Raw genomic sequence first — 26090 nt, forward strand, 5'->3', positions numbered from 1 at the left:
TTCGCGATGGTAGCGGCGGCGGTGGTCGTCGCTGCAGTCCAGGGCGTCGGCGCGTTTGCCGGCGGGCAGGGCGCCGCCGCAGTAGCGGCAGGGCCGGCGCCCGGCATCGCGACCGGCGACCACGCGCGCCGGCAACGCGCCGAGCTCGCGCTCGCCGCGTGGCTGTCCGACCCCGCCCAGCTCGCCCGCATCCGCGACCCGGCCCTATGCCACGGCTGGGCCGGGCTGCTGGCCACCGTGTGGCACGCCTCCTGCGACGACTCGACCGGCGAACTCGCCACCCACCTGCCGGGCCTGCTGGCCACGCTGCTGCACCACGCCGACCACGCCGACCACGGCGAGCACGACGGGCTGATCGAGGGCCGCGCCGGCGTCGCGCTCCTGCTGCACACCATGACCGCAGGCACCAGCACCCGCTGGGAGCCCTGCCTGCTCATCACCTGACCGACCCCACTCACCCCCGACGGGACAGCCGAACCGATGAACCTCGACAGCACCAGCCCCTGGCACACCCGCTCCTGGCACACCAGCCCTTGACAGCAGGTCAACCTGACGGGCGACGACTGGCGGACCGCTGAGCTGATCGCCATCTCCCATCTCAGGCCGCTGCTGGCCGAAGCCGAGCAGCACGGCATCGTCAGCGCGTGGTGGTTCACCCGTAAGGGCCTCGAGTGGCGCATCCGCTACCGGCCCGCTCCCGGCAAGGACGACGAAGCGACCGCGCTCCTGCACGAGGCGATGGACGACCTGAAGATGCACGGCGACCTCGAGCAGTGGGCCTGGGGCATCTACGAGCCGGAAATCCACGCGTTCGGCGGCGTGGAGGCGATGGACGTCGCGCACGACCTCTTCCACGCCGACAGCCGCAACATCCTGCGCTACCTGCACCAGCTCGACGATCAGCTGCTTGGCCACGATCACCGGCGGGAGCTGGGCCTGGTGCTGGCCAGCACGCTGATGCGCGGGGCCGGCCTGGACTGGTACGAGCAGGGCGACGTGTGGGCCAAGGTCGCCGCGCACCGGCCGGCCGTCCTGCCGGCGAGCATCCCGGACCAGGTCGCCGACACCGAGCTGGCCGCGGTGCGCACCCTCATCACCGCCCGCGGCAACAGCGCATCCAGCCCCTTGACGGCCGCTGCGGACTGGGCCAAGGCCTTCCGCACGGCCGGCGCCCAGCTCGCTGCCCTGGCCAAGAGCGGTCGCCTGTCTCGCGGCCTCCGCTTGGTACTCGCCCACCATGTCCTGTTCGCGTGGAACCGGGCCGGCCTCTCCTCACGCCATCAGGCGTTCTTCGCAGCGACGGCCGCCCAGGTCGCCTTCCACCACACCCCCGGCCTCCAGGACGCCCCAACCTCCCGCCCCGCTCATTCACCTGCGACTACGCTCACCTCAGTGACCACCAACACCAACACCCCCCAGCCCCAGCCCCCGGCCCCAGCCAGCTGTGCGACGAACTGGCCGACCACCTCCGCGACCGCGGCATCTTCACCTCCGCCCAGGTCGAGCGTGCGTTCCGCACGGTGCCCCGGCACCTGTTCCTGCCGGGCGTGGACCTGCGAGAGGCCTACGCCCCCACGGTCGTCACGACCAAGTACGGCGCCGACGGCTCGGCGATCTCCTCGGCCTCCAGCCCGAAGCTGGTCGCCGAGATGCTCCAGCAGCTCGACATCCAGCCCGGCCACCGCGTGCTGGAGATCGGCGCGGGCACCGGCTTCAACGCCGCCCTGATGGCGGAACTGGCCGGCCCGGACGGGCACGTGGCCACCATCGACATCGACGACGACCTCGTCCAAGAGGCCCGCCGCAGCCTGCGCGCGGCAGGCTATGAGCAGGTCGAGGTGATCTGCGGGGACGGCGCCGACGGCCACCCCGCCGGCGGCCCGTATGAGCGGATCATCGTCACCGCCGGCGCGTGGGACCTGGCCTCGGCTTGGTGGCAGCAGCTCGCCGAGGGCGGCCGCATGGTCGTCCCGCTCCTCTTGCACGACAGCGGCCTGACCCGCTCGCTCGCCTTCGACCTCGACCAGCCCGCCCAGCCCGACCGGATGGTGTCCACATCGGCGCTGGTGTGCGGATTCGTGCCCATGCGCGGCTCGACGTTCCACGCCGCGCGCACCCTCCAGCTCGCCGACGACGTCGTCCTCCACCTCAACGACCACCCCTCCGCGGCGGAGCAGAACCTGCCCCAGGCGCTCCAGCATCCCGCCCACCAGGTGTGGACCGGTATCCAGATCCGCGACGACCAGCCCGTCGGCCACCTCGATCTGTGGCTGGTCACCACCGGCAGCCGGTTCGCCCGGATGGCAGCCGGGGCGCACGCCCGTGACCGCGGCCTTCTCACGCCGGCGCTGCGGTGGGCCGGCGCCACCCTGTATGACGACACCAGCCTCGCCTACCTGGCGCTGCGCCCCCTCGACAACCGCCCACCCGGACTCCAGACCCACGAGCTCGGCGTGATCGCTCACGGGCCCGAAGGCGTGAAACTCGCCGCGCAGACGGCCAAACTGCTGCACCAGTGGGACAAGCAGCGGCCGGCGCAGCCCGTCATCACCGCTCACCTGCCCGGCACGCCGGAGGAGCAGCTCTCGCCGGGCTACCTCATCGACCGGCCCGGCGCCCGCCTGACCGTCATGTGGTAACCGCAGCGGCTTCCCTGGCCCGGCTTCCCTGGCCCGGGCCTGGCTGATCGGGGGTAGCGGGCCGATCAGCGTGCCCAAGCCGCCGGATGCCAGAGCGGGTCGGCTGCTTGGGAAAGGGCGAAGCCGATCGTCCAGTCGCTGATGCGGGGCCGATCGGCGCTGTCCCACTGCTGGATGAGGGCGGTCAGCTGGTGGGCGAGGTCTTGGTGGCCGGTGAAGCGGATGGCTCCGTCGCGTTGCACCCACGCGGTGCCGCGGCCGGGCTGGTGCAGGCACACCATGCCCAGGGCGGCGTCCAGGCCAGAAGTGTAGGCGCGGGTGGTGCGCGGGTCGACGGCGCCGAGGGCGAACCACAGGTCGAAGTAGCGGTCGTCGGCCAGGGCAGGAACGGTATTCGGCCAGACGGTGAGGTCGTCGTCGGCGGGCACCTCGCCGGGCGGCGACGTCTGGTCGGCGGGCCGGCCGTAGAGGGGGCCACCGGCGGCCATGAAGTCGCTGGACAGCACGCCGCGTCCGATGAGCCGCCCGGCGCCATCGAGCGTGACGGCCAGGGTGGGGTGGAATCCGGCGTGGGCGACGGGAGCCAGGATGAGCCCGCCGGGCGCGAGCTGCTCCAGCCAGTGCGGTGAGATGCCGGTGATGCCGCAGGTGACGATGATCCGATCGTAGGGGCCGCGCTCGGGGTGGCCGAGGTAACCGTCGGCGACGTACGCGGCCGCGTTGCTCGCGCCGGCGCGCTGCAGGGCCGCGGCCGCTTCGGCGACGATGACGTCGCTGACGTCCACGCTGACCACGTCGGCGCCGGTGATGGCGGCGATCAGGGCGGCGTTGTAGCCGGTGCCGGCGCCGATCTCCAGCACGCGCAGGCCCGGCCGCAGGTCCAGGGCTTCCAGCATGCGGGCCACCACGCGCGGCATCGAGGCCGATGATGGGCGTCCGGCCGCGTCGCTGGGCCGGTGCGTCATGAGCGCGATGTCGGAGTAGATCTGCTCCAGCAGGTCCTCGCCGGGCGGGTCACCGAGGCGGGTGTAGGCGTCGCCGCCGGTGTAGAAGCCGGTGATGAACAGGTGACGGGGCACGGTGGCGAAGGCGTGGTGGACCGAGTCGGTGCGGATGGCACCGAGCTCGCGCAGCTGCTCGGCCAGACGGGTCATCCGGCTGGCCGAGCCTTGGGAGGCAGGGGCGGGGGCGGTGGTCACGGAGGTTCCTTCCGGGCCGACAGTGTAGGTCGGCGTGTAGGCGGCGATGACCTCGGGGTCCTCGCCGATGGGTTGGCCGTCGGCCTGCACCCAAGCGTGGGACATCAGCGGCGGGTAGCGCATGCCGACGCGCCAGGTCGGCCAGGTCTCATACAGCGTCCGGCAGGCCAGCGCGGTGGCGATGGAGCGCGGCAGGCAGCCGTGGCCGCTGCCGCAGCGCTGGCTGAGCGTGGTGATGACGGCCTGGGCGTGGCGGGGCCTGCTGGGCGGTGGCCGGGTGCAGGTCGCGGGCCCGGGCGGCCAGATGAGTGGCCAGCCGGTCCGGGTGGGAGCGGTGGCGGGCCAGCAGCAGCCAGGTGGCCAGCAGCGCCGCCCGGCCGCGCACCTGCTCGCGGCTCGACAAGCCGATGGGCTCAGGCAGTGCGATCAGCGTGCTCATGCTGCCTGCCTGAGTAGGTCTCGGCCGGTCAGGTCGGCCACGAGTGCCGCCACGTCGGCTCCCGCTCGTTCGGCGCCGACGCCATAGGTGGTGGCGAGCTCGTGGGCGGCCTGCTCGCAGGTGCCGCCGGTCAGCAGGACCTCCAGCGCCCGGGTGGCGGTGGCGTTGAGCGCGAAGTATCCGCCGCGGGCGCCGTCAAACAGCAGGGCGCCGGTCCGGCGCACGGCCGGGGCCAGGGTCCAGGACATGATCACTACCTTCGGTTCGGTGGCGCAGCCACAACTCCAGGGCGAGGGTCTCGGTCAGGAACGCCAGCGGCAGCCCGCCGGTCACGCTGGACGGGCCGGTGCCGGTCAGGGCTCGGCGCAGGACGGGTGCGTCGATGAGGTCGGCGCGGGTCAGGGCGCAGTCGTCGCCGAACACCTCCAGCAGGTACGGGGTGTGGGCGGCCAGCCCGGCGTGCAGGTCGTAGTTGTGATGGCCCTTGTCGTGGCGCACCAGCAGACCGGGGGCGATCGGTTGCAGGGCGGCGGCCAGCAGTGGTTTGGGCTGGTAGGGAGTGGTGCGCTCGTGCGGGCGGGTGGCCAGGCAGGCGTCGATGACCGTCGGGTCGAAGTACGGGAAGTGCGTGGGAACGCCGTGCTGGGCGAGCGCGTCGCGGTAGGCGGCGGCGCGGCGGGCGCAGGCGCGGATCCTGGTCACGGTAGCGTGCGTGACCGCATCCATGGCCGTATCCGTGGCCGTATCCGTGGCCGCATCGCCTTCGGGCGGGCCGAGCGTGCCCAGCATGATGGCCGCCTGTTCGGTGGCGGCGGCGCTGGCCCACGGCGGCAGCAGGGGTGTCTCCTCCCGGCCCGTGACCAGCATCGGCCGGGCCGGAGCTGGCGCCCATCGCAGCGACGCGCCATCTGAACTCCGTCGTGAAGCCTGCCGTGCGGGGCGGGTCCGGCCACGCAGCAGGGCAGTCAGCAGCGCCGGGTGGGGGAGGGGCCGGCCGACGGCCGCGGCCCACGCGTCAGTGATCGCAAGGGATGCTGGCCAGGTGGCGGGGATGACGGCGCATGAGGGTCGAGGGTGGCGATGTCGGTCAGCATGACCGTGCCTTGAACGGATCGCCAGCTGGTGGAATGCGCGAGCCGGACATCGGCGATCTCGAAGATCGTCAACTCGATGCCGGACGGCCGCCGCACCATCAGTACCGATGAAGCAACCGCTATGGCCCGCCCGGGCCGAAAGGCACCCGGCGGATGATCTGCCACTGATAGACACGGTTGTCGCGGTTGATGTCGATTAACGTGGCCCGCTTCAAGACAGTGGAAATCGTGGCGGCATGGCGGGCCAGGATGTCGCGGATCGGCGCGAGGGGGAAGCCGCCGGCGTGGGAGTAGGCCAGGCTCACGTGGGGGCGGAATCCGGTCTCGGCCTCGGGCACCTGATCGGTGCCGCACACGGCGGCGATGCCGTCCCGCACCGCTCGCCGTACTCGATCCACCGCTTCAGCGGGGTGGACAGGCAGATTGACGCCTTCGGCATCCACGACGGGCGGCCCCAGCGTGACCGGCACGGGACCGAGCTGGGCGAGCCGTTCAGCGACCGCGGCGGCGATCTGGTCGAGAATCTCCTGGCTCACCTCGTCGGTGAAGCCGACGCCCTGCATCGTCATGTGCAGCCATTCCACCGGGATCGGGCCGAGCGCGCCCGTGGCTTGCAGTTCGGGCTGGAGGTGCTTGGCGAACTCGTGCACCGCCGGCTGGTCATCCACCAGGATGTGCCAGGTGTAGAAGGACCGGCCGACGTGCCAGCCCGGCCGCCACCACCAGTGGTCACGCGTTGTGTCGTCGGTGGCCAAGTGCCCCGCCTTTCCATGCCTGATGCCGCCGCGCGGAAAGCGCCGATCGCGTCATTGATCCTTCTGCTGTGCCGGCTTTGACGCAAGGCCGGCCGCATCCTCATGGTGATCTCCGCCAGGTGCAGCAGCGGCGCCGCGGGCCGGGCGTCAACGGGGGTCTCCAGGACAGGCCCGAGTCCGTGCTCTGTGGCTTCGGGTTCGTCGAGGTCGATGTGGGCGCGGACGAGGTGCAGGTGCGTCATGCGCTCGGTGGCGATGTTGCGGTCCGGGGCGGATCGGGAGCGGGAGACCGCGATAGCGCGTGGACCGTGGTCCACCTGTGCCAGGCGGACCGGTGCGCGACGATCGCGGCCGGCGCAGCCGGGGGCGTGTCCGTTAACGGACACGCCCGGAGGGTGGTTCGGAGCGGGAGCCGGGTAGGAACGGCCTCCCCCCTCTCTACGCGGAGGTCCGTATGCTCGCCTGGGTCAAGCGACTGTCCGTCATCCCGCTCCTGGTGATCGTCGGCGCGTCCCTGCTGGCCTCTCCCGCGCAGGCTCTCAGCGGCTACACCTGTACCAGCGGCTCTCGCCACTTCATGGGCGACATCGTGGGCTATGTCATCCTGGCCGGCGGCTGCGTGCCTGGAGGGCCCGGGATCACCATCCCGGAAGGCACGTTCTCCTGTGGGTACGTGAACTACGTACCCGAGCTCGGCCTCCTCAACGGCCGAGGCTGCTGACCCTTCCGCCGACTCCGCGACTTCAACCGTCCCAGCGGCGCGACACCGGCATCGGCAGCACAGCCATGATCTCGGGCAGTCAAGCGCACCAGCCGGTCAGCCGCTTGGAGGTGTGTCAGGCACGTCAGGCACGTGGTCGACACCCGCCAGCAGCGAGCACGGATCCTACGGCGATGCGCGGGCCGCTTCGCGCGCCGCGCGGATGCTCGCCTGGGAGGCCGGTGGCGATGAGCGCGATGACCCGGCCGAGGCGGTCAGCGCCTTGCCGAGCCGCCGCCGCCTGCTCGCCGGCACCTACGATCCCACGCTGACGGCCTTCGAGTACGCGTACCACGGCAAGCTTGTCGACGTGCTCGGTGACCTACCCTGCCCGGTGCCCGAACCGTTCGCCGCCCTGCTTGTCCAGCTCACCGAGTCCCGGGCGAACATCAACACCGCGGCCAGCCCGCGGGCCCGCCGGGTCAGCCTCGGCCGGGAGCGCCCGAGAACCCCTCAACGCAGCCACCATCGGAGAAGAACTCCGGCTGCTCGATGTCCCCAGCGGCGCTGCCAAGGAGGCCGCGCGGCGCCAGCTCGTATCGCAAGCTCCAGTCCCGCTCGTTGCCGAAGCTTGATCATCCCTGATAGATGGGCTGCCACGCACAACACGTGGCGGCCCTCATCTCCTGCTCGATCACCCCTGCAGGGCCTTCCACTCCGGTACCAGGATCGAGTGCACGACGGAATCCCGCCACCCGGTCGCGAGCTTCAGGTGCCCCCGGATCACGCCCTCCTCGATCATGCCTAGCTTCGTCATCACCGCGGCGGACGCCCCGTTCCTGGGGCTTCTGGCTCCCCAGATGCGGTAGACGCCGAGGTGCTCGAACCCGAGCCGCAGCAGCAGCCGCACCACCTCCGTGCCGAGCCCCTGCCGCCACCGGTCGGCACGCAGCGCGAACCCGAGCTGCGCGCTGTTCTGCAGCGGATGGCCGACGTCGATCGCCAGCCGGGCGAACGCCACCAGCTCTCCGTCCGGCAGCACCGCGGCGAGGGAGTATTCGGTACGCGGGTCCACCTGCGCCGCCTTGGTCACGCCGGCGATGGTGGCCTCGATCTGCTCGCGGTTTCGCGGCTCGAAGCTCATGTGCTCGGCAACTCGTGGGTCGCCGTAGACGGCCAGCAGCGGCTCTGCGTCGGCGGGGGTGAACTCCCGCAGGGCGAGCCGGGCAGAAGACAGCGATACCGGGTACATGCCCCCGACCCTACTGGCCGCGCGGCAACGCGGCCTGGACGGGCAGTCCGGTGAAGTCCTCGATCTCCTCCTGGAGGTTGGCGGCCAGGTGGCCGCCGCGGAAGTTCGGCGCGCGCAGCGCCTCGTGGACGCGTCGCGCGCTGGCGACGATCCCGCCGATCCGCTGGTCAACGGGAAGGCCGGCACACCGGCCATCGCCTCGGCCGCGCCGTCGAGGTCGCCCAGATGAATGCGCGCGAGCGCGAGGTCGGCCCGCGCGCCGGCCTCGTCGGAGAACGACTGCTCGCTCTCGCCGGCGTGCGCGTAAGCGTCGATCGCGGCGCTGGCGCTGTCGGCCGCGAGGCGTTCCTCGCCGGACAACCACACCCGGGCATCAGCCGCGTAGTAGAGCTGCCGCGGCTGGGTGAACGTCATGATGCCGCCGAAGTCGTCCAGCTCGTCCGGCTGGGTCTGCTCCCGCGCGTACTCGGCCTGAGCGATCGCCTCGCTCACCCGCTCGGCGTCGCCCAGCACACCCCACACCCGGGCGGCTTGGGCGGGCAGCCACACCGCGGCGCTGCTGCGCGTGCGGGCCGCGTATTCGACCCCGGCATCGACGTAGCGGGCCGCCTCATGCGGACTGCCCGCCCAGTAGGCGATCACCGACTGCAGGACCCGCACCCACGTGCGCAGCCCGTCATGGCCGGCGTTCTCGGCGCATATGATCGCGGCGCGGGCCTGCGACATGGCCGCGTGCGGGCTGCCCAGGTCGTGACTGGCCTTGGCGAGCATGCCGGAGATGATGCCGCTCAACAGGTACAGGTCCGCCGTCTCGGCAGGCCGCTGCCTGCCCTCCAGCAGGCGGAACGCCATGTCCTGCAACTCAGCGAGACTGCCCACGAGGTGGACCAGGGACTGCCGCGGGCAACGTGCGCCACCTCGGCGCGGATCTGCTCCAGCATCTCGGGGCCGACGTTGCTGCCCTGCGCCCCCGTGGCGAACCGCATGGCTCGGCGAGCGATCACTTCTACCTCCTCTTGCAGGCTGCCGTGGACCGGTAGCCGCACCTGAGCTGTGGGTGTGAAAAACGTGCTTTCGCCCAGGCTGGGCGGCGCAGCAGTGAACCCCGGATTGCACCGGATGAGGAGGTCGCGCTCCTGCGGGTCCAACCTGTCCAGGGCGTTCGGCTCCAGGAGCGTCAGTGGCGTCGTGCGGTAGACGCTGGCCAAGGTGATGAGGTGCGTCGCGAGCGGCGCCCTGGACCCGAAAGCGGGAAACATCTCCAGCCGTGACAGCAGCGGCTGATCCATGACCGCCGTGGGCGACTGATCCCGGTAGTGTTCCACGACCTCCGGCTGTGACATGCCGAGCGCCGCCCGGTAGGCGGCCAGCGGCGTCAGGCCGAACTGGATGCGGATCTCGACCGCGACTTCGTCGGTGGTGCGGTTCTGGTTGAGCATCTGCGTGCGTAGGCGATTCACCCTGCGCCTGATGTCGTTGACCATGGCGAGGCTCCCCTGGTGAGGCTCTGCCAGAAGGGTTGCCCGTGGTGAGGGCGTTCGGCAACCGGGCATATCGGTCGCGGCCGGGGCCGGCGACATAGAACCGCCCCCGCACACCGAATAGCCGCAGGTCAGCGGGGGTGCGCGACGCATAGAAAATATGTCGCAACCCCCGGTGACCGGCGCAGTACGGCGAGCGTTTACTAAGGCAGGCCCGCGCATCCAGCCAGGAGCAGACCCTGTCCGAGGCCGCCCCTTTCTACGATCTTGAAGGCCCTCACGATGACACCAGGCGTCCCGGTGGCGACCGGCTCCGGACATGCCGACCTTCCAGGTCGGCAGAGGCGCCCCGTGGAGGAACGGCAGGCACCAGAGGAGCGGCAGGCACCAGAGGAGCGGCACATGCCAGACGAAGGAGGCGCATCATGACGGACCTCATGGTGGACCCGAAGCTGGGCCGCCGGTGGGCGAGCTGGATGGAGGAGCGGTGCGGCCATTGGTGGCTGATCGTGTGGGCGCTGCACGCTCAGCACTTCGCCGCCTTCTACCGGGGCCACTGGCAGCAGCCGGGCGGCGTCTGTCGCACGGCCTCGACGCCTCAGGAACTGTGGGCACACATGCGCCAGATCCAGCACGAGGGACGGCGGCAGGCCATGGCCGCTCAAGCCCGCATCCCGCCCCCGCTGGCGGAGCATCTTGCCGATCCCTGGTGGAGGGCGGCCGGGTGATCAGAGCAGGCACGGACGAGACTGCGCTTGGCAGGTTCTCGGGTCTGGGCAGGTTCTCGGGTCTGGGCAGGTTCTCGGGTCTGGGCAGGTTCTGGGTTTCGTCCGTGCCGGCGTGGCCGGCCGCGTCTCGCTCACCACGTGGCGGCCGTCCACGCGCTGCGGCGCGGGCTCGCCCGGCGGCTCCGCCGCCGTCCTGGCCCGCGCCGGTCAGGACTGGCCGCCCCTTGCGGGGACACCCGTGCGGGGGCGGCGAGCTCCACCCCTCTTTCCCCGACGGCGGGCCTGGCGCGGCCGCCGGTCGCCCTGCCCGCTGCACCTCCTCCGTTTCCCCTCCCGCGTGGCTTCCCTCCCGCGGCGGGCCCGGGTGCCCCTCCGGCCGCCGCGTCTTCGCCCCGCCCGCATCCGGTGGGGCGAAAGGGGCCGTGGGACGGCGCTCGCGGCAGCCCAACCGCCGTCCCACGACCCGCCCGCACTGCAAGCTTCAGGACCTGCAATGGACGCCGCTTCCGTACCCGAACCCACCGGCCTTGAGGTCCGGCAACTCCACGCGCTGGAGAGCACCTATCCCGGCTGGGCCATCACGCACACCATCACGCCGGCCGGCAAGCACCAGTGGAAGGCGGTCCTGTACCGGGAGCTCACCGACCTCCTGCATCAGGCGGGCGTGCGCGCCGAGGTCCTCGAAGAGGACGCCATCGCACTCGCGACCACCCTGGCCCATCAAACCCTCCTGCTCGCCTCGATGCGCGGCGGACGCGCCGTTCCCCGGCGAGCAGGCGAAACCCCCTGATCCCCGGAAAGAAGGAAGCGTCATGTTCTGGGACTGGCGGCCTGAGATCACCACGGCGGGCATGGCGGAGTTCGGGCTCCCCGCGCAATCTGAAAGCGCCGGGCCACACGCCGGGCCACACGTCGGGCCACACGACGACACCGCACCCGGCACGAGCACCGACGAAGGAGGTCGACGGCGTCCCGCGTGGCCCGGCCGGCGCCCGCGCTTGCGCTCAGGCCGGCCTCTGGCCTGGCTGAAGCACTGGCTGCGCTGAGACCCTCCCCGCACGCTGCACGGCGACGGTCTCCCTCGGTCGCCGTGCGGCACCGCCGCCCAGGAGCGCCCGGCCTGGACGGCAGGCCGGCAGGCGGCGCCCCTCGTCGTCTCACGGCCGTCCACCCGCCGGCCTGCCGCTGCTGCGGCAGGCCGGCGGTTCGCCTCGCTCCCGAGGAGGAGCCTGTGACGACTCGTCTCATCATCGACCTCGACGCTGCCCAGGCCGGGTCCTGTTACTTCAGGACGTCGGTGCAGGGCGATGCCCGCAAGGCGCTCATCCAGATCACCGAACGCTGCAACCTGCACTGCGGCCACTGCTTCGTCAGCTCCACCAAGGAGGGCGCCGATCTGCCGCTGGACGTCCTCACCGGCACGGTACTGCCCCGCCTCCAACGCGCCCGGGTCGAGCGGATCACACTGACCGGCGGGGAGCCGTTCGCCCACCCCGACATCATGCCGCTGTGTCGCCACATCGTCGGTCTCGGGCTGCCGCTCGGGCTGTGCACCAACGCCACCTTGACCAGCGCCGAGCAGATCGCCGAACTCGCAGAGCTGGGCGGCGTCCATGTCAACGTCTCGCTGGACGGGTTCCGGCGCGAGTCCCACGGCAAGTTCCGCGGCGACACCAGCAGCTTCGACGTCACCGTGGCCACCACCCGCCAGTTCGCCCAGGCCGGGCTGCTGCAAGGGCTGCTGTCCACCCCCAACATGCTCACCTGCGTGCAGGAGTTCACCGACCTGTGCGCGTTCGCCGTCGAGGTGGGCGCCCGCTACGTACTGATGAACCCGCTGTCGGCATTCGGCCGCGGCGTCGCCACCCAGGCACGGCTGGCGGCCGACGAGGCGAAGATGAACGCCATCCGCCAGACCACTGAGCGTTTCCGCGACCAGGGCTTGGAGCTGGTCCGCATCCGCTTCCCCAACGACAGCAAGCCGCTGGCCGGCTGTGACGCCGGCAAGCTGATCTACGTGTTCGCGGACGGCGCCACGGCGGTGTGCCCGTACCTGGTCTTCGCCGCCCGCACCCCCCACAGCCGCCACCCCGACAGCGACTTCCTCGTCGGCAACATCCTGCGCCAGGAGGTCGCCGACGCGCTGGACGGCTACGATCTGACCGGCAAGCTCGCCATGGGCACCAACTCCGCCTGCCGGGCCTGCGCCATGAACAGCCGGTGCGGCAAAGGCTGCCCGGCCGCGGTCATCGCCAACGGTGGCAAGGTCGGTGACGTGGACACCGAGCAGTGCCCGGTCGTCGAGCACGATCACGATGGCCGGCCGCTGCTGCAGATCGGCAGGCGACGCCCATGATCAGGCCGCAGACGAGGGGCGCCCTGTTCATCGTGGTCGAAGGGCCCAACGGCGTCGGCAAGACCACCGCCTCCACGCTGCTGGCCGCCCGGCTGCGCGCGGACGGGGCGCGCGTGCACCTGACGAGCGAGCCGTCCCGCACCCCGCTGGGGCGGCTCATCCGGGCCGACGAGAGCCGCCTGAGGGGGCGGGCGCTTGCGCTGGCGGTGGCCGCCGACCGCTATCACCACCTCGCCACCGAGATCACCCCAGCGCTGGAGGACGGGCAGACCGTGATCAGCGACCGCTACGTCCAGTCGTCGCTGGTGCTGCAACGGCTGGACGGGCTGGAGGTGGAGGAGATCTGGCAATACAACGCCCACGTGCTGCCCGCGTCTTTATCCTGCTACCTGCACCACACCGCGCAGGAGCTGGGCAGGCGGCTGGCCGAGCGGGCCCGGCTGTCGCGCCTGGAGCAGGCCGGCTCCCCGGAACGGGAGCTGGACCTCTACCGCGACACTTACCGGTTCCTGCTGGCCCGCCACTGGCCGCAGGCGATCGTCGACTGCCAGGACAGGAGCCCGGACCGGGTGGCCGCCGAGCTGGCGATGCTCGTGGCGCGCACGGCACAACGACAGGAGGACATCCGATGATCACAGCGGTGACGGTCAACATCGGCGCCGCGGGACCGGACCGGGCCGAGCGGCTCCTGCGGTGGCTGGCCGGCCGGGACGACGACGTGGTGCTGCTCACCGAGACCAGTGCCGGGCCGGGCACGGCCCTCATGCTCGGGCGGTTCCGGCAGGCCGGGTACGCGGTCGTCAAGACGCCGGACGACGGCGATCGCGGCGCCGCGCTGATCAGCCGCATCCCGCTGGCCGGGCCCGGCCCGGACTTCAGCCAGGTCAGCATCCCCGCCCGGGTGGCCGCCGCCCACCTGGCCACCACCCCCCTCACATGGTGGGTCAGCGTGTACGTGCCCAGCCGCGACCGGTCGGAGGACAAAACCACCCGCAAGGAGCTGTTCATCAACAGCCTGCTCAAAGCGATCGAGCAGCTCCCCGAGGTCGAGCGGGCCCATCTGGTGATCGGCGGCGACTACAACGTGATCGGCGCCGACCACCGGCCCTTCCACGCGGGTTTCTTGCCGTTCGAGTTCCGGCTGCTCGACACGCTGCGCGCCGAAGGGCTGGTGGACGCCAACGAGCGCGCCGGCACCGAGAGCCAGCCGCACTCGTGGATCGGACGGACCGGTGACGGCTACCGCTACGACTACATCCACGTCGGCGCGGAACTGGCCGACCGCCTCCGCGGCTGCCGCTATCTGCACGAGACCCGTGAGGCGAACCTCACCGACCACGCGGCCGTGGAGATACAGCTCGCGGTGCAGGCCGACCGGCTGCCTTGCGAGCCCGTGGGCGGGCCCGATCCGCTCGCTCTATTCTGAAGGCCTGTCAGGCGGGCAGGAGCGCGGCGCGCACCAGCGAGTCGTAGGTGTCGCTGGTGCGCTCCAGCTCGACGCCGAGCGAGCGCGCCCACCCGTCCATGCCGGCCTGTACCGCGATGCCCGACTCGCCATCTGGGACAGTCCGCTCCAGCTCCACGAACGTGCCGGCGTGCTCGACCACGTCCACACAGATCGTCAGGTCGCCCAGCACCGCGATGCGGCGCACCTTGACGATCCGGACGGTCGGGCGGAACCCCATCGCGACGATCGCGCGGTGCATCTGTTCCCGGTCGGCGACCTCGGTCTCGTGCTCCAGGCACGCCTGCTCATTGGCCTGCGGCGTCTTCACCGTGAACAGGTGCCGGCCGTCTTGGGTGCGCAGCCGCGCGAACGCCACCCCGATCTTGGACTGGCCGTACTCCCAGCCCGGTTGTGCGTACGCCTGGTCGTCCTGCCGGATCGGAGGCGACAGGCGCCCACCCCGCCGCTCCAGCGCGACCTCCAAGGTCCGCATCGCCTCCGGGCCGCGGACCCGGTACTTCACCTCGACCTCTTGAACCTCGCTGGCCACCTGGCGCCTCCCCTGTCACGGACGCGGCGAGCCTATCGGTGCGTAGCCTCACCCGGTGAGAGAACGGAGTGGTGGTCTCGGAGGGCGTTCGCGGCTGGGTCGAACTTCCACCGATGTCCCGCCGGCGTGGGCAGTGCCACCGGCAGCCCGCCTCGCCGGCCGTGCCGGGCCCGCGCCACCTCCACCTCCACCTGCCAGAACGGCAGCATCCAGAACGGCAGTATCCAGAACGGCATCATCTGAGGTACGGCGCAGCAGGCCAGGCATCCACACCGTATGGTGTGGATGCCTGGCGTCAACGTGTGCGTCGGCGGGTTGCGGCGGGGTCGTGTCCGGTGGCGATGCGGGCGGAGGTCTCCTCGCCGGGGTGGATGTGGTGGCCGAGGCCGGCCAGGTGCTGGTGGCGGGACTTGGCCTGCAGTTCGGGGGCGGTGCGGCCGGCTTCGGCCAGGTGGGTCAGGACGCTGTGGCGCAGTCGGTGCAGTGTCCAGCCATTGCCGTGCGGGTCGAGGCCGGTGGAGGCGGTTTAAACAGGTGCTCGGCGCGGGGGGGTAGATATCGGCGGACGCAGGCGCGCGCCGCCCGGAGGCGGGAGCACGCCGATCGGCCAGGAACACCGGTCCGGCCTTGGAGCAGGCGGGGCAGCAGCCGGGCAGTGGCGGTGGCCCAGTGCACGTGCTCGATGGCGCCGCCCCGGCCGGTGACGTGGGCGCGCCGGCAGACGGCGGTCTGCGTCACTAGGTAGCGCCCGGGGTGGGTGCAGTGGTCACCATAATGAATCTACAACGTAAAGGCGGCGGTTTAAGTAAAAACATACTCAGTGTCGTCTCACTGAGGCCCCGCCACCGTCATGTAAATTCGGAACGGGCTTCGCCCGTACTAATCTCCGAAAACATTGTCGAAGCGGTTTTCATTATCGGCCCTTCGTGTGGCGGCGCGGCCAGGTGTCCTGGCAGATCTCGCGGGCCTTGCCCGCGGTCGAGTAGCCTGCTTCCGGCCGGCACGCGGCCGAGCCTCGACGAGCGGCTACGGCGGCGTCAACGGCTCTCACCGGCCGATACGGCGTGCGGCGGTTGCGGCGTCGTCGCAACGTGAGGGTCGGTTGTGGTCGTCGGCAGAAGGCGCGGGCTCTGCGGGGTGGCTTCCGTTCCGGTGCTGGGCACGGCGAGGCTGATATTCCTCGGGGCCAGATGGGCAGCAGCTGTGCGGGGAGGGCGTCACTGTCGGTGTGCTCGACGCGCGGATGCAAGCGCCGGTTCCATCAGCGGATGGTGGGTCTGGTGGGGATGTGGTGTTCTTGCACGCGCGCATGGTGGCCGTTGAGCCGGTTCGACGGCGACCGGGAGGGCTGGTCCTTCCGTGACGAGGTGTACGACACGCTCGGCACGCCCGGGTGGGCGATCTTGGAACCGCACGGTCCGCCCGCTGGCGCATTTCGCTGATGTGGGGGGCGTTCGGAGATCGGCGGACTCGGCGGGGTTGCCAGGGGTTAGCGTGGGCGCGTGTTCCGGATGCGACCGGCGACCGCGGACGATCGGCCCGCTGTGGCCGCGTTGATTCGCGCCCGCGCTGTGTGGATGCGCGAGCGGGGCCTGGGCGGCTGGCAGGGCTGGCACGAGGGTGCCGCTGATCTGGCTGAGCAGGCGGGCGACGAGGCGTTTCCCGTCTGGGCGCTGATCGATCTTGAGGGGCGAGTGGCCGGGGTGAGCAGCCTGTTCGAGCAGGCATCCCCGCTGCTGTGGCCCGACGACGCCGAGCGCGCCGAGGCGTGCATCTTTCTGGCCGGTACGGTCACCGATCCCGCGTATGCCGGGTATCGGCCCGGCGCGCTGATCGCGTGGTGGGCGCTGGATCGGGCCTTTCGGCTGGGCCGCAGGTGGGTGCGGCGCGGCACCGGCCCCTATCCCGGGTTGGTCGCCTACTACCGCGACGTGCAGGGCTGGCAGGTCGTCCGCACGGTGGAGCACCAGGGCGTCATCGCGTACGCCCTGGAGCGTCGTGCCGAGCCGCAACCGCACCTGCCCGCCCTGGGGATGGCGCTCGACTGAGCGCCGTGACGGCCTGCTCGATCGCGGCCCATGTCGAACAGGTCGGTGTCGCGCTGTTCGTGGCCGCCCGTCTCGATCCGGTCCAGCGCGGTCGCCAGGTCGGTCGCGTCCTCGCGGGCGGCAGTGACCGGGGGGATTGGTCGCTGCCGGATGAGGTGCACGAGATGCTCGGCACGCCGCAATTCATGGTTCTCGAACCTCACGGGCCGCCTTTGGCGTAGAGGCAGGCACGTTCCCGCGGGCGGTGTAGAGGTCTCTACGCGGTGCCGTTGGGTTTGGGGTTGGTCTGGCTGATTGCCAACAGTGCTGGCAGTGCGGCGATCCGCTTCTGCAGGGCGAGGGCCTCCGTGCCGGACTCGCCTGCCGCGGCGAACTGGCCGTTGAGGGCGCGCAGCCGGACCGGGGCGCTCTCGCGCAGAGACTGCGTGGGAACAGTGTCGAGTACTTCGCTGGCCAGCGCGGCGGCGTGGCTGAACTGTCGGCGGGCGGCTTCCCCGCGTGCTTGGAGCAGCATGGCTATCGCCCAGCCGACGGTCTGCATGATCTGTGCCTGGACACCCGAGACCGGCTGATGTTCGGGCCGGGCTGCGCCCGCGTGCGGGGCGAGCTGGTCAGCCCCTACGACGAACCCCTCTACCGGCACTTCACCGAGCTGAATGCGCAGATCGCCGCGTTCGGCGCGCACACGGTCGTGACCGGGCTGGGAGGCGATGAGATGGTCGCCGTGGGGTCCGCCGAGTCGGCCCAGGCCGCGGCCGACAAGCGGCAGTCGTTCGATTTGCCGTGGCTCGGGCCGCGGGCGCGTGCCGCCATCGAGTACGGAGACGACGACATCGCGCCGCCCGCCATGGAGCCGCTACGCCCCCGGTGACCACGAACAGTGACTTTTCTCAGGTGATCAGGCAGGAACACAGATCACTTGATCATTGGTCGCTGCCAGTGCTGCCCCCGGTCACCGCCCGGTCGAACCCCCGCAGCGTCAGCTGTTGCGCACCGGACAGGGCCAGGTGGAGATCGCAGTGCGGGAACAGCCGAGTGTCCGGTACCACGAGGGCCCCGTCCACATGGGACTTCGGTCGCTCAACGAACACAACCCATCATCACTGTCCGCGATTTTCAAACACTCACCGTGCCATCAGAGGCGTCCGGACGTCTCGTTACATGACCTCTCTAGGGCGTGGGGCTGATGGTGCCGTCCTCCGCCATGTCGAAGAGACCCTGGGTCTTGCCGTCAACCTTGGTGTGCTTGAGCCAGTACTTCGACAGGTTGTGCAAGTTCTTGTGCTGGCCTTCCCACACGATCTGGTGCCCGGCGCAATCCGCCTTCACCAGCAGCCGGTGCGGCCCCGGGATGGCGTCGTAGAGCGCGGGGACGGAGAAGGTGAGCAGGGGATCGCCGCTGTTCGGCGTCGCGTTCGCCGTCGTGTCGTGTTCCCCGTAGACAATCAACACCGGCACGCTCCCGCCAAGCACGCCATCTCGCGCCGCGGCCTCGGTGTTCCAGCCCCACCACAGTGCGTTCCGGAACCGGCTGAGACCCAGCGGGCGGCCGGACGGTTGGATCTTGCCCCATGTGCGGCCGATCGGATCGATGTCCATCAGTGCCTTCCAGACAGCATCTACGACGTCGGGTTCTCGCTGGTTGGCGCAGTGGACCTGAGTGTCCCAGCCCTGCTTGAAACCCGCCAAGGTGAACACATTGGTGGGGAATCCGGGTATCGGCAGCGCGGGCGGCGGGTCCGTCCTGCCGGAGGGGGGGAACATGGGAGCGACCAGAAGCAGACTCTCGACCTTGTCGGGGTTGTCGATCGCGTACGGGCCCATCTGGAACGCAGCTGCGGACCACCCGATGAACGCGACCTTCGAGACGTTGCGCTCTGACCGGATGTACTCGACCACAGTGTCCAGCTCGGCCCAATCGCTCTGGGAGTTGCTCAGCTGGAACGGATAACTGGGTGTGCGCTTCTCAGAGAGCGGAGGGATGAGAAGGGTGGTGTGCAGAGCCGGATTGACGTTGCACGGATCCTCCATACGAGGCCGCGTCGACTTGCCCGATCCCTGCAGATCCATCATGAAGACGTCGTAGCCTGCCTTCGCCAGCGCCTCGCCCCACCCGTACGTGCTGTGCTGGAGATCGAAGCCCGCCAGCACAGGAACACTCCTGCCATGCAGCATGAGGACGGCCTTCCGCTCCGCCGGAGGACCGGGGGGCGTGCCGTCGCGCTCCCTTACGAAGAGGTCGATCAGCTGACCCTTCGACGCGTCGATGGTCGACTTGTGCGGGACCATATGGTCGATCGTTTTGATGGCCATGAAGATCCTCCCGCTTGCTTGACCGAATTGTCTTTCATAAGCACACCGCAGGGTGTCCTGCGTTCTGAGGTGTATCTGAGTTGCTGATGCAGAGCCGGAAAAATCGGCCAGCATCGTCGGCTCCCCGCCATGCGGGTCTGCCCGGGTTTGTGCGGTGCCACGCCAGGCGCCGCACACGTGCTTGTTCAAGGCCTTCCCATCCAGACATTGCAGTAGGTGCGCCAGTCGCGTGCGGCGGCCTTCATACGGCCCCTTTCTGGCATATTCTGGCCGGCCCCGATATGCCGTCCTGGGCAGGCGCAGCGTTTTCGTAGCTGAAGGTGGAGCAGGTGGTCAATGTTCCGCAGAAGCCGGCGTCGGCGGACGCCATCAGCGTGGGGTCGGCAGGGCAAGGAGGCCAGGAAGCCCAGCGGCAGCGAGCCGCAGACTTTGACGATGAAGGCGCCCCACGGGAACAGGGTGTCGGGGCGGACCGCACCGCGCGGCCGGTCAGGTGGCGCGGGCGGCGCGCCGAGTGCCGCATCGGGCCTACCTGCCATTGCCCATGCCCACTCAACACACGAGGTTTGCTTGGCGCTCGGAGTGCGGGACCCAGCCTGCGGGGACATCTGCGGAGGATGCATTGCACCGACCACTCAAGCTGAAGAGGAAGCATGACAAGTCCGGCTGATACCGCCAGTGCCCCGCTTGGTCCCAGCTCGCAGGCGTCCACCGCGCCGGTGCTGGACAATTCTGCGAGAGAAATCCTCAAAGGAACGCTTGTGCCCGTGCAAGTTCCTGCAGTCGGCGATGAGCCAGCGGGCGGAATTGTCAAATTGGGCACCATTCGGCAATTGGTACTGGGTCCAGGGGACACGGATGCCGTCCGGGATCGACTGGCGGACGCAGAGCGGCAGGACGAAGGCGCGGCGCCTGTCTCCACCGGGACGCTGGAACTGCTCAAAACCTTTGAGGACCCTCGGGTGCCCGCACTTCGACCCGACCTAACGGCGATCTCGCGGATTCCCGCGCATGAACTGGCGGCGTTCGCCGAGGCACTCATCGACGAACGCACCGAGCACATGAAGCGGGTCGAGACGGCCGACGCCCCCGAGGTGATCGGCCGATCCGCGCAGGCGCTCAACGCGGCCGCCGTCGCTCTGCGCGCCCTCAGAGCCGGCACTGCGACGCCACCGATCGGAATGCTCAACCTGGAACGCATCGAGATGGTCCCGGTGGGGATCCAGCGTGGCGAACTGGTGTCGACCATTCCGCTCGCTCCGGGCGAGGAGACCGCCGTCACCTACAAGGAATGGTCGGTCACCTCGAGGGAGTTCACGACGATTGTCACCGACTCGCTGGAAGAGATCAGCGAGACCGGGGTGACGGACAACACCGATCTCGCGCAGTCGACGTCGTCACAGAGCCAGCACTCCAACCAGTTCAACATCACGGGAACGGTCCAGGGCGGTATCCCCATCATCTCAGGGTCGGCCACCACGGGCTTCACGGCGCAGGGGTCGGAGTCGACTTCGGCCACCGAGAGCATCAAACACGCGCGAACCACCACTCAGAAGGCCTCGTCACGCTCCCGGCGGGAACATAAGGTCACCATCTCGACGACCACGGAAACAGGAACGTCGCAGACCTCGACCCGTGTGCTGAAGAACACCAACAACAACAACCCCATCCGGATCGACTACTTCAGTCTGATGAGAAAATGGCGTGTCCGGCTCTACCGGTACGGGCTACGCCTCACCTACGACATTGTCGTACCTGAACCGGGCGCGGCGATGCGGCGAGCCCACGCGGAACTGAAGACGCTGAGGGCGCAGCAGGGGCCGTTCGTCTTCGACGTGAAGCGCTCCGACATCATCACCGACCGCGTCAACCAGGACGGCCACCCCGACCCCAACGGCATCCCGAAGTACCAGTGGCTCGCCGAGCGTCACGGGGTTTCGGTGAGGGCCTATCCCGCAGAGCCGGCGCCGGTGACGAAGACTGCACCTGCTGAGACCGACGGCGGCTGGTGGTTCCTGGATGCCGAGTTCGACGTTCCCGGCGACACACGCATACGCGAGATCAGGCTGGACGCCCAGATAGGCAAGGACGACTCCGCCGACAAGATGAACTTTGACGTCATCGGCTCCCGCATCGAAGCAGGATGGCAGAACCAGACCCAAGCATTGGTCATCCGAGATCACAAGATCATGTCAGTCACTGCGAACGTGCCCTTCATGCAAGGTTACACCGGACACCATAAAGTCACCTTCTTCTTCCACCACTCCGAGCGAGTACTGTGCCGCCTCACCGTGCACCTGGACTTGACGCCGGAGGCCATCGAACAATGGCGGACCGACGTCTGGAACGCCTTGCATGACGCCGCCCAGGCCAAGCACTTCGCCCAGCAGCAGGAGATTGCCGCGCGCATCGCCGCGATCGAGGAGCAGCTGGCCAACGTCGACACGCTGACCCTGCGACGCGAGGAGAGCGACGAGATCATGAAGTGTGTGCTGAAGTTCATCCTCGGCACCGACTTCGACTTCATGCCGGCCAACGTTCTGGCCGCCTTCGTCGCGGCCAATGTCGACCTGCAACACGGTATCGGCTTCGACCAGCCCAACCTCGGGCTGACCCCCGAACAGTGGACGCTGCTGCGCCAGCATGAGGACGTCATCCGGTTCATCAACCAGGCCATCGAGTGGGAGAACGTGGTGACGTTCCTGTACTCCTACTTCTGGGACGTACCGTCCAGCTGGCCGTTCATCCGCCAGCTCCGCCACCCGGACCCGACGAGGCAAGCGTTCTTGCGCGCCGGCAGCGCACGGGTTGTCCTCACGGTGCGCAAGGGCTGGGAAGAGCGGTGGATGCGCTACGCCGAGGGCGGCTCCATCGGAGCATCGATCCCCGCGCCCTACCTGAGCATCGCCAGGGAGATCGCAGCCTACGACGACCGCAACTATCCCGGCATCCCACCAGCCAACCCCGCCAGGGCGGCCGCACACCTCCAGGACGCCGTCTACACGACATCAAGCGTGGACATCGCGCCGAGCGGCAATCCCGTGAACATCAAGGTGGCCGACAGCTCCGGATTCGTTGTCGGGCTGCCTGTCGTGATCGACGTGGAGGATGAACGACACATACAGGAGGCGCAGACGATCACCGCCATCCCCGATGCGAAAACCATCACCGTCGCCAAGCTGACGTTCGCTCATCGTGGCACACAAGCTCCCGTCCCGATCCTGCAGCCAAGCGAGAAAGGGGCCCTCATCGCCGAGTGGAACGAGTACACGCCGTCGTCTGGCACCGACATCGCCGTCACATCTAACCTCGGCGACATCTCATAGCGATGGTGATGAGGGACGTCAGCCGCACGGTCATCGACCTTCATCCCGTGGGACTGTTCCGACGGGGGCCGTCAGGAGAGGTGGAACAGGATTTCGGCGCGCTCCTTCCCGGCGGCGACCTGCGCAAGTTCGGATGGACGATCCTCGACAAAGGCGCCTCCGACGGCTTCAGCTACCGCCCGGTGCCGTTCAGCGCCGCGGGAATCAGCGACGCCAACAAGAACGCCTTCGGCGGGCGCGTGTTCGCGCTGGAACGCGACTCCGGCACGACACGATTGTTCCTCGTGTGGCTGCCGACCACTTTGGTCAACCGCATCAGGAACGGGACTCTCCTGGCCCCTCTGAACTTCCACGTCCTGTTTCATCCGCTGACCTACGAGTCGGAATACACCGGGACTCGCCCCTACTGGACCGGGAAGAATCAAGTGGACGGAGTGCCGTACTACGTGCGGCTCGGGATCCGATACCTGTGCTCCGATTTCAAGGCCGTCGCCCATCACGTCATGGCCGTCGCCGATCGTGAACCCAATCTTGCTTACGTGGTTCCCGTCGCCGAGTCCACCGGGAACTTCCAAGACCTGATCACGCCGGACGGCATGCTCAGCACGCTCAACGAGCTCTACCAAACACTATTGACGTTGCTGCAGGCACCAGAAAAGCCACGGTTCGACGCAGTCGGGCACGTCATGCTGTCGGGATACAGCCGCAGCGGGAACCGACTCGTCGAACTGATGGCGCAGTTCGGTACGAAGCCGTTCTTTACTCAACATCTCATACAGCTTAATGCATTCGATATCAACCTCGGCAACTCCGACAGAGAGCGGCTTCCCCAACTGGCCAGGCTCTGGGAAGGCGCTCGCCAATGGGCGTCCGTCAACAAGAAGGCGCGGGTGTATCTGTACACTGCATACCGGAGCCATTATGATCACTGCCTGAACAATCCAATACCTCGCGGCAATCGCTGGGACGACTCCGTCCACGTGAATCTCGATGACGTTTCCTGGTCCGACACGGCAGCGAAAGCCAAGACAGGCGACAAGCGAGGAACCGCGTCGGAGACTTACGCCTCAAGCGGCCGGTTCGGCATCGTGTGCCTGCCTACATCATTCTTCCGTTTCTATCTTGCAAATCGCCATGGCGACCAAGAGGAGACAGTCGGCAACCCAGTACGTGGATGGCACGATGGCGATTACGATCTCAGGCGCGCACACGGCCATGGTCTCTTTCTGCGTGGAATGATGTCCCACGCGCTCGCACACGGGGATCCGGCGTTCTTCGCCGTACGGCCGGTGAGGTGAGCCATGCGTGAGCCGATCGCGGCGGCGGTCAAGGGCCGCTCTTCGGCAACGATCGACCTCTGCTGACCGGCGGTGCCGTCGCCCCGCCGACTGAGCAACTGCTCAGTCGCGTATCGTCGCGCTTTCCGTCGATGAGGTCGCGCCCTTGTCCAGGATCGTCCAGTCCTCGATCAGCTCGTCGATGTGCATCGGGGGGTGTTTCTTGACCGACCCGCATTGACCGGGCAAGTGCACAGCAAGATCACCCCCAACAAACGTCTACTCGCCCCTATGACTGCAGTCGCTCGATAAGTCAAACGGAGGTATCCATGGCTTCCTATGTTCCCGTGACGGACAACACGGATCCCGCGCCTGTAATCAATATCAGCCCCAACCTCACGGCAGATCAACGGCAGTGCGTCGAGCAGTCGGTCGCGCAGATGATAGCGCGACACCGCGAAGCGATCACCCGCAGACGCGCGACTGAGGCCGAGCGGCTCAAACCCTGGCGTGATGCACATGAAGCGCTGGCCGAACGTTTGGCAAACCATCCCGACGCTGCGCTGGTACTCGAAGCGCTACGCACGAATTCCCATCACCTCGACGGCATGCCGATCGACTCGCCGTCTCCCACATCGTCCTTGAGTTCCGTAACTATCGAGGTCCGTGAGGGGCTCGAAGTCTTTGCTCTACCATTTGACTTCGACTGGCATTGGCAGGCCAGCGACGGAGGGAATTTTGCACCGAGATCGGTAAGCCGTGAGACCGGGAAAGCGAAGATCCATGCCGGCGTCAGTAGTGCGGAAGGAGATGCCACCTGGATCACTGGTCACGCTAGTGTCGGTGTCGTCCTCAGCACGGAAACAGAGGTGGCAGCCGTCGGCCGGGCGCTGCGCTCAACAAAGGAGAGGGGCGACATCTGTGGGGGCAATTATGAATCGGATGCCACGAGCGAAGGAGGAACAGAGATCACGGTGGTGAGAGGTGACACTTTTGTCACCTCTGCTACGGACAAACGATGGCGCGTACGTTGTAGTGGGGCCGAGCTCGGCGCCTTGCATGACAACGGTGGCTTCGGGATAGGTGATCCGATATCAGTCGCATGGGCTATGCTTCCGGGCAGCATCTACACACTGAACGTCGGAGCTTGGGTTTACGCCGAAGCTCACGCGGGATTTCCTTTGATCTTGGATTACCCCGGCAAGGCTTACTCTGATATCGAGGCAAACTTGCTCCTCCTGACTCTTATCCGCTAGAGGAACGCCCGCCGCCACGCCACCTCCGCGAGCACGCGCGGCGGGTCCCAGCGGGCGATGTGCTCCCGCACCGCGGGCGGCACCTCGCGCAGCCGCACCTCGACCGGCATCTGCACCCGCGTCTCGGGCGGGAACGTTGTCACCGAGACCAGCTCGTCCATCGCACGCTGGGCGGCGATGTCCTCCTCGTCGAGCCGGTCCCGCAGAAACGCCACCAGGTCGTCCACGCCCCTCTCCTCTCCCGTTCGCGGAACCGCCAACGATCTCACGCCCCGGCCTCGTCCACCACCAGCTCCATCGCCTCCCCCTCGCTGACGTGCCGCCCGCAGTCGCCGCACACGTAGTAGCCGGCCCGAGGCCGCCACTCCGGGCTCCGCTGCTCGCAGCCGGGGCAGCGCGCCACCGTGTGGCAACAAGTGCCCGGTCTGCCGGGTTGCCGGGTGGGCAGAGACCGCTCACTGCCAGTGCGATCGCGCCGACCCGCCCAAGAGCACCTACGAGTGCATCGAGCCGCCGTCGACGCCCCCATGCCCGTGGATGGGAACGGGGTTCAGGCCCGCGCCGCCATGACGCGAAGGACTCGCCGCGCGGGTTGCCCAGAGGACGCCGGCCCGATGTCCTTACCCCACGGGGGACGGGGGCTGCGGCGGCAGGGTGGACACGACGGCCGTGCCCGCCTGCTCGGCGGGCATCAGCCGCACTGAGACGACGGTGCCGTACAGGCGCGCGGCCTCGAACAAGGTGTTGAGGACGTTGCTGACATGTTCGGCGTGTGAGCTGCTGAACCGCATGTTCCAGGTCCCAGCCGCCGGATTCCACTCCATGAGCGGCTTGATCATCGCCTTTTGGCGCTCGAACTCCTCCGGTTTCAGGTCTGTGTTGCAGCGAGCTGTCACGATCACGTCGAATGCGTCCATGACGCCGTTGTACACCGCTGGCCCGGCAGATCAGGAGGCATCGCGGACCCTCTTCTCCTCCTTGTGAGCGCTGATCTGACCCGAGGTTGAGGAACCTGCGTTTGGGCCCTGGGGTTCAGCGCTCGGCGTCGAGCACGGCGGCCAGGCGCTCACCGAAACGCGCCTCTGCCTGCTCGCGCTCCCGCGGCCGCAGTCGGGCGTCCACGCCGGATCGATGCCTGCCTTCGCTTCAAACGGTCATCCCCGGGCGCGTCAGGCATATCCCTGTGAGATCGGTCGGGCACATGTTGGCCCGCCGGTAAGAATCGCGCCA

Annotated in this window: 27 protein-coding genes and 1 pseudogene; 15 read left to right on the forward strand and 13 right to left on the reverse strand. The window is 68.8% G+C overall.

Annotated elements, in window-relative coordinates:
* The 3 genes and pseudogenes from AB0H75_RS48880 to fxlM form a co-directional block, all read left to right on the forward strand.
* On the forward strand, positions 1-444 hold a 444-nt coding region (locus AB0H75_RS48880), incomplete at its 5' end, for a lanthionine synthetase LanC family protein (RefSeq protein ID WP_367808702.1).
* A gap of 144 nt (positions 445-588) precedes the next feature.
* A pseudogene (locus AB0H75_RS48885) lies at positions 589-1254 on the forward strand (thiopeptide-type bacteriocin biosynthesis protein); the annotation flags it as partial.
* Positions 1255-1442: 188 nt separating this feature from the next.
* Complete coding sequence (gene fxlM / locus AB0H75_RS48890; protein WP_367808763.1) at positions 1443-2639, forward strand: methyltransferase, FxLD system; 1197 nt, start codon at positions 1443-1445, stop codon at positions 2637-2639.
* Between the two features lie 65 nt (positions 2640-2704).
* Here fxlM and AB0H75_RS48895 read toward each other — a convergent pair whose 3' ends face one another.
* From AB0H75_RS48895 to AB0H75_RS48915, 5 genes are all read right to left on the reverse strand, one after another.
* A complete protein-coding gene (locus tag AB0H75_RS48895) occupies positions 2705-4075 on the reverse strand; it encodes a lasso peptide biosynthesis B2 protein (RefSeq protein WP_367808765.1) in 1371 nt (456 codons plus the stop codon).
* Positions 3987-4277, reverse strand: a complete 291-nt coding sequence (locus AB0H75_RS48900) for a hypothetical protein (protein WP_367808704.1) — start codon at positions 4275-4277, stop codon at positions 3987-3989. Before AB0H75_RS48900 ends, AB0H75_RS48895 begins: the two co-directional genes overlap by 89 nt.
* On the reverse strand, positions 4274-4525 hold the full coding sequence (locus tag AB0H75_RS48905) for a PqqD family peptide modification chaperone (RefSeq protein WP_367808707.1): 252 nt from the start codon (positions 4523-4525) through the stop codon (positions 4274-4276). Before AB0H75_RS48905 ends, AB0H75_RS48900 begins: the two co-directional genes overlap by 4 nt.
* Positions 4473-5144 carry an asparagine synthase-related protein gene (locus AB0H75_RS48910; RefSeq protein ID WP_367808710.1) on the reverse strand — a complete coding sequence of 224 codons (672 nt, stop codon included), beginning with the start codon at positions 5142-5144 and terminating at the stop codon, positions 4473-4475. The genes AB0H75_RS48905 and AB0H75_RS48910 overlap by 53 nt, the downstream gene beginning before the upstream one ends.
* A gap of 346 nt (positions 5145-5490) precedes the next feature.
* On the reverse strand, positions 5491-6126 hold the full coding sequence (locus AB0H75_RS48915) for a 2'-5' RNA ligase family protein (RefSeq protein WP_367808713.1): 636 nt from the start codon (positions 6124-6126) through the stop codon (positions 5491-5493).
* Positions 6127-6580: 454 nt separating this feature from the next.
* Between AB0H75_RS48915 and AB0H75_RS48920 the strand changes: the two genes are divergently transcribed.
* Positions 6581-6847, forward strand: coding sequence for a hypothetical protein (locus AB0H75_RS48920; RefSeq protein ID WP_367808715.1), 267 nt, complete (start codon positions 6581-6583; stop codon positions 6845-6847).
* 673 nt (positions 6848-7520) lie between these two features.
* Here the strand turns inward: AB0H75_RS48920 and AB0H75_RS48925 are convergent.
* Positions 7521-8930 (reverse strand): GNAT family N-acetyltransferase, encoded by a 1410-nt coding sequence (locus tag AB0H75_RS48925; protein WP_367808717.1) that lies wholly within the window; start codon positions 8928-8930, stop codon positions 7521-7523.
* Entirely contained in the window at positions 8867-9562 is a 696-nt protein-coding gene (locus AB0H75_RS48930) for a hypothetical protein (protein ID WP_367808719.1), read from the reverse strand. Before AB0H75_RS48930 ends, AB0H75_RS48925 begins: the two co-directional genes overlap by 64 nt.
* 422 nt (positions 9563-9984) lie before the next feature.
* Between AB0H75_RS48930 and AB0H75_RS48935 the strand changes: the two genes are divergently transcribed.
* The 5 genes from AB0H75_RS48935 (at position 9985) to AB0H75_RS48955 (ending at position 14069) form a co-directional block, all read left to right on the forward strand.
* Positions 9985-10287 carry a hypothetical protein gene (locus tag AB0H75_RS48935; protein ID WP_367808721.1) on the forward strand — a complete coding sequence of 101 codons (303 nt, stop codon included), beginning with the start codon at positions 9985-9987 and terminating at the stop codon, positions 10285-10287.
* A gap of 493 nt (positions 10288-10780) precedes the next feature.
* Positions 10781-11077: a hypothetical protein gene (locus tag AB0H75_RS48940; protein ID WP_367808723.1), complete on the forward strand. Its 297-nt coding sequence runs from the start codon at positions 10781-10783 to the stop codon at positions 11075-11077.
* 441 nt (positions 11078-11518) lie between these two features.
* Positions 11519-12643 (forward strand): radical SAM/SPASM domain-containing protein, encoded by a 1125-nt coding sequence (locus tag AB0H75_RS48945; RefSeq protein ID WP_367808725.1) that lies wholly within the window; start codon positions 11519-11521, stop codon positions 12641-12643.
* Positions 12640-13275, forward strand: coding sequence for a dTMP kinase (gene tmk / locus AB0H75_RS48950; RefSeq protein ID WP_367808727.1), 636 nt, complete (start codon positions 12640-12642; stop codon positions 13273-13275). Before AB0H75_RS48945 ends, tmk begins: the two co-directional genes overlap by 4 nt.
* Positions 13272-14069, forward strand: coding sequence for an endonuclease/exonuclease/phosphatase family protein (locus tag AB0H75_RS48955; protein ID WP_367808729.1), 798 nt, complete (start codon positions 13272-13274; stop codon positions 14067-14069). Before tmk ends, AB0H75_RS48955 begins: the two co-directional genes overlap by 4 nt.
* A gap of 7 nt (positions 14070-14076) precedes the next feature.
* On the opposite strand, the gene cyaB is transcribed toward AB0H75_RS48955, so the two are convergent.
* Positions 14077-14640 carry a class IV adenylate cyclase gene (gene cyaB / locus AB0H75_RS48960; RefSeq protein WP_367808731.1) on the reverse strand — a complete coding sequence of 188 codons (564 nt, stop codon included), beginning with the start codon at positions 14638-14640 and terminating at the stop codon, positions 14077-14079.
* A gap of 1511 nt (positions 14641-16151) precedes the next feature.
* On the opposite strand from cyaB, the gene AB0H75_RS48965 reads away from it, so the two are divergent.
* Together AB0H75_RS48965 and AB0H75_RS48970 are read left to right on the forward strand one after the other, a co-directional pair.
* Entirely contained in the window at positions 16152-16688 is a 537-nt protein-coding gene (locus AB0H75_RS48965; RefSeq protein ID WP_367808767.1) for a hypothetical protein, read from the forward strand.
* Between the two features lie 5 nt (positions 16689-16693).
* The gene (locus AB0H75_RS48970) at positions 16694-16909 is read left to right on the forward strand and encodes a hypothetical protein (protein ID WP_367808733.1); all 216 of its coding nucleotides are present in this window, start codon (positions 16694-16696) and stop codon (positions 16907-16909) included.
* Positions 16910-16944: 35 nt separating this feature from the next.
* On the opposite strand, the gene AB0H75_RS48975 is transcribed toward AB0H75_RS48970, so the two are convergent.
* On the reverse strand, positions 16945-17229 hold the full coding sequence (locus AB0H75_RS48975; protein WP_367808735.1) for a hypothetical protein: 285 nt from the start codon (positions 17227-17229) through the stop codon (positions 16945-16947).
* A gap of 30 nt (positions 17230-17259) precedes the next feature.
* Here AB0H75_RS48975 and AB0H75_RS48980 point away from each other — a divergent pair, with 30 nt between their 5' ends.
* Positions 17260-17559, forward strand: coding sequence for a hypothetical protein (locus AB0H75_RS48980; RefSeq protein ID WP_367808737.1), 300 nt, complete (start codon positions 17260-17262; stop codon positions 17557-17559).
* A 299-nt stretch (positions 17560-17858) separates the two neighbouring features.
* Here AB0H75_RS48980 and AB0H75_RS48985 read toward each other — a convergent pair whose 3' ends face one another.
* Positions 17859-19001 (reverse strand): alpha/beta fold hydrolase, encoded by a 1143-nt coding sequence (locus tag AB0H75_RS48985; RefSeq protein WP_367808739.1) that lies wholly within the window; start codon positions 18999-19001, stop codon positions 17859-17861.
* Positions 19002-19654: 653 nt separating this feature from the next.
* On the opposite strand from AB0H75_RS48985, the gene AB0H75_RS48990 reads away from it, so the two are divergent.
* The 3 genes from AB0H75_RS48990 to AB0H75_RS49000 all read left to right on the forward strand — a co-directional run bounded on the left by AB0H75_RS48990 (position 19655) and on the right by AB0H75_RS49000 (position 24860).
* On the forward strand, positions 19655-22327 hold the full coding sequence (locus AB0H75_RS48990) for a hypothetical protein (protein ID WP_367808741.1): 2673 nt from the start codon (positions 19655-19657) through the stop codon (positions 22325-22327).
* An 8-nt stretch (positions 22328-22335) separates the two neighbouring features.
* Positions 22336-23625 (forward strand): hypothetical protein, encoded by a 1290-nt coding sequence (locus tag AB0H75_RS48995; protein WP_367808743.1) that lies wholly within the window; start codon positions 22336-22338, stop codon positions 23623-23625.
* A 326-nt stretch (positions 23626-23951) separates the two neighbouring features.
* On the forward strand, positions 23952-24860 hold the full coding sequence (locus AB0H75_RS49000; RefSeq protein ID WP_367808745.1) for a hypothetical protein: 909 nt from the start codon (positions 23952-23954) through the stop codon (positions 24858-24860).
* On the opposite strand, the gene AB0H75_RS49005 is transcribed toward AB0H75_RS49000, so the two are convergent.
* The 3 genes from AB0H75_RS49005 to AB0H75_RS49015 form a co-directional block, all read right to left on the reverse strand.
* Complete coding sequence (locus AB0H75_RS49005) at positions 24857-25087, reverse strand: DUF6221 family protein (protein ID WP_367808747.1); 231 nt, start codon at positions 25085-25087, stop codon at positions 24857-24859. The genes AB0H75_RS49000 and AB0H75_RS49005 overlap by 4 nt on opposite strands.
* Before the next feature lie 38 nt (positions 25088-25125).
* On the reverse strand, positions 25126-25263 hold the full coding sequence (locus tag AB0H75_RS49010) for a hypothetical protein (RefSeq protein WP_367808749.1): 138 nt from the start codon (positions 25261-25263) through the stop codon (positions 25126-25128).
* Between the two features lie 217 nt (positions 25264-25480).
* Positions 25481-25777 (reverse strand): hypothetical protein, encoded by a 297-nt coding sequence (locus tag AB0H75_RS49015; RefSeq protein ID WP_367808751.1) that lies wholly within the window; start codon positions 25775-25777, stop codon positions 25481-25483.
* Positions 25778-26090 lie beyond the last annotated feature (313 nt).

It is taken from the genome of Nonomuraea sp. NPDC050783, from assembly GCF_040802095.1.
Taxonomy (GTDB): Bacteria; Actinomycetota; Actinomycetes; order Streptosporangiales; family Streptosporangiaceae; genus Nonomuraea.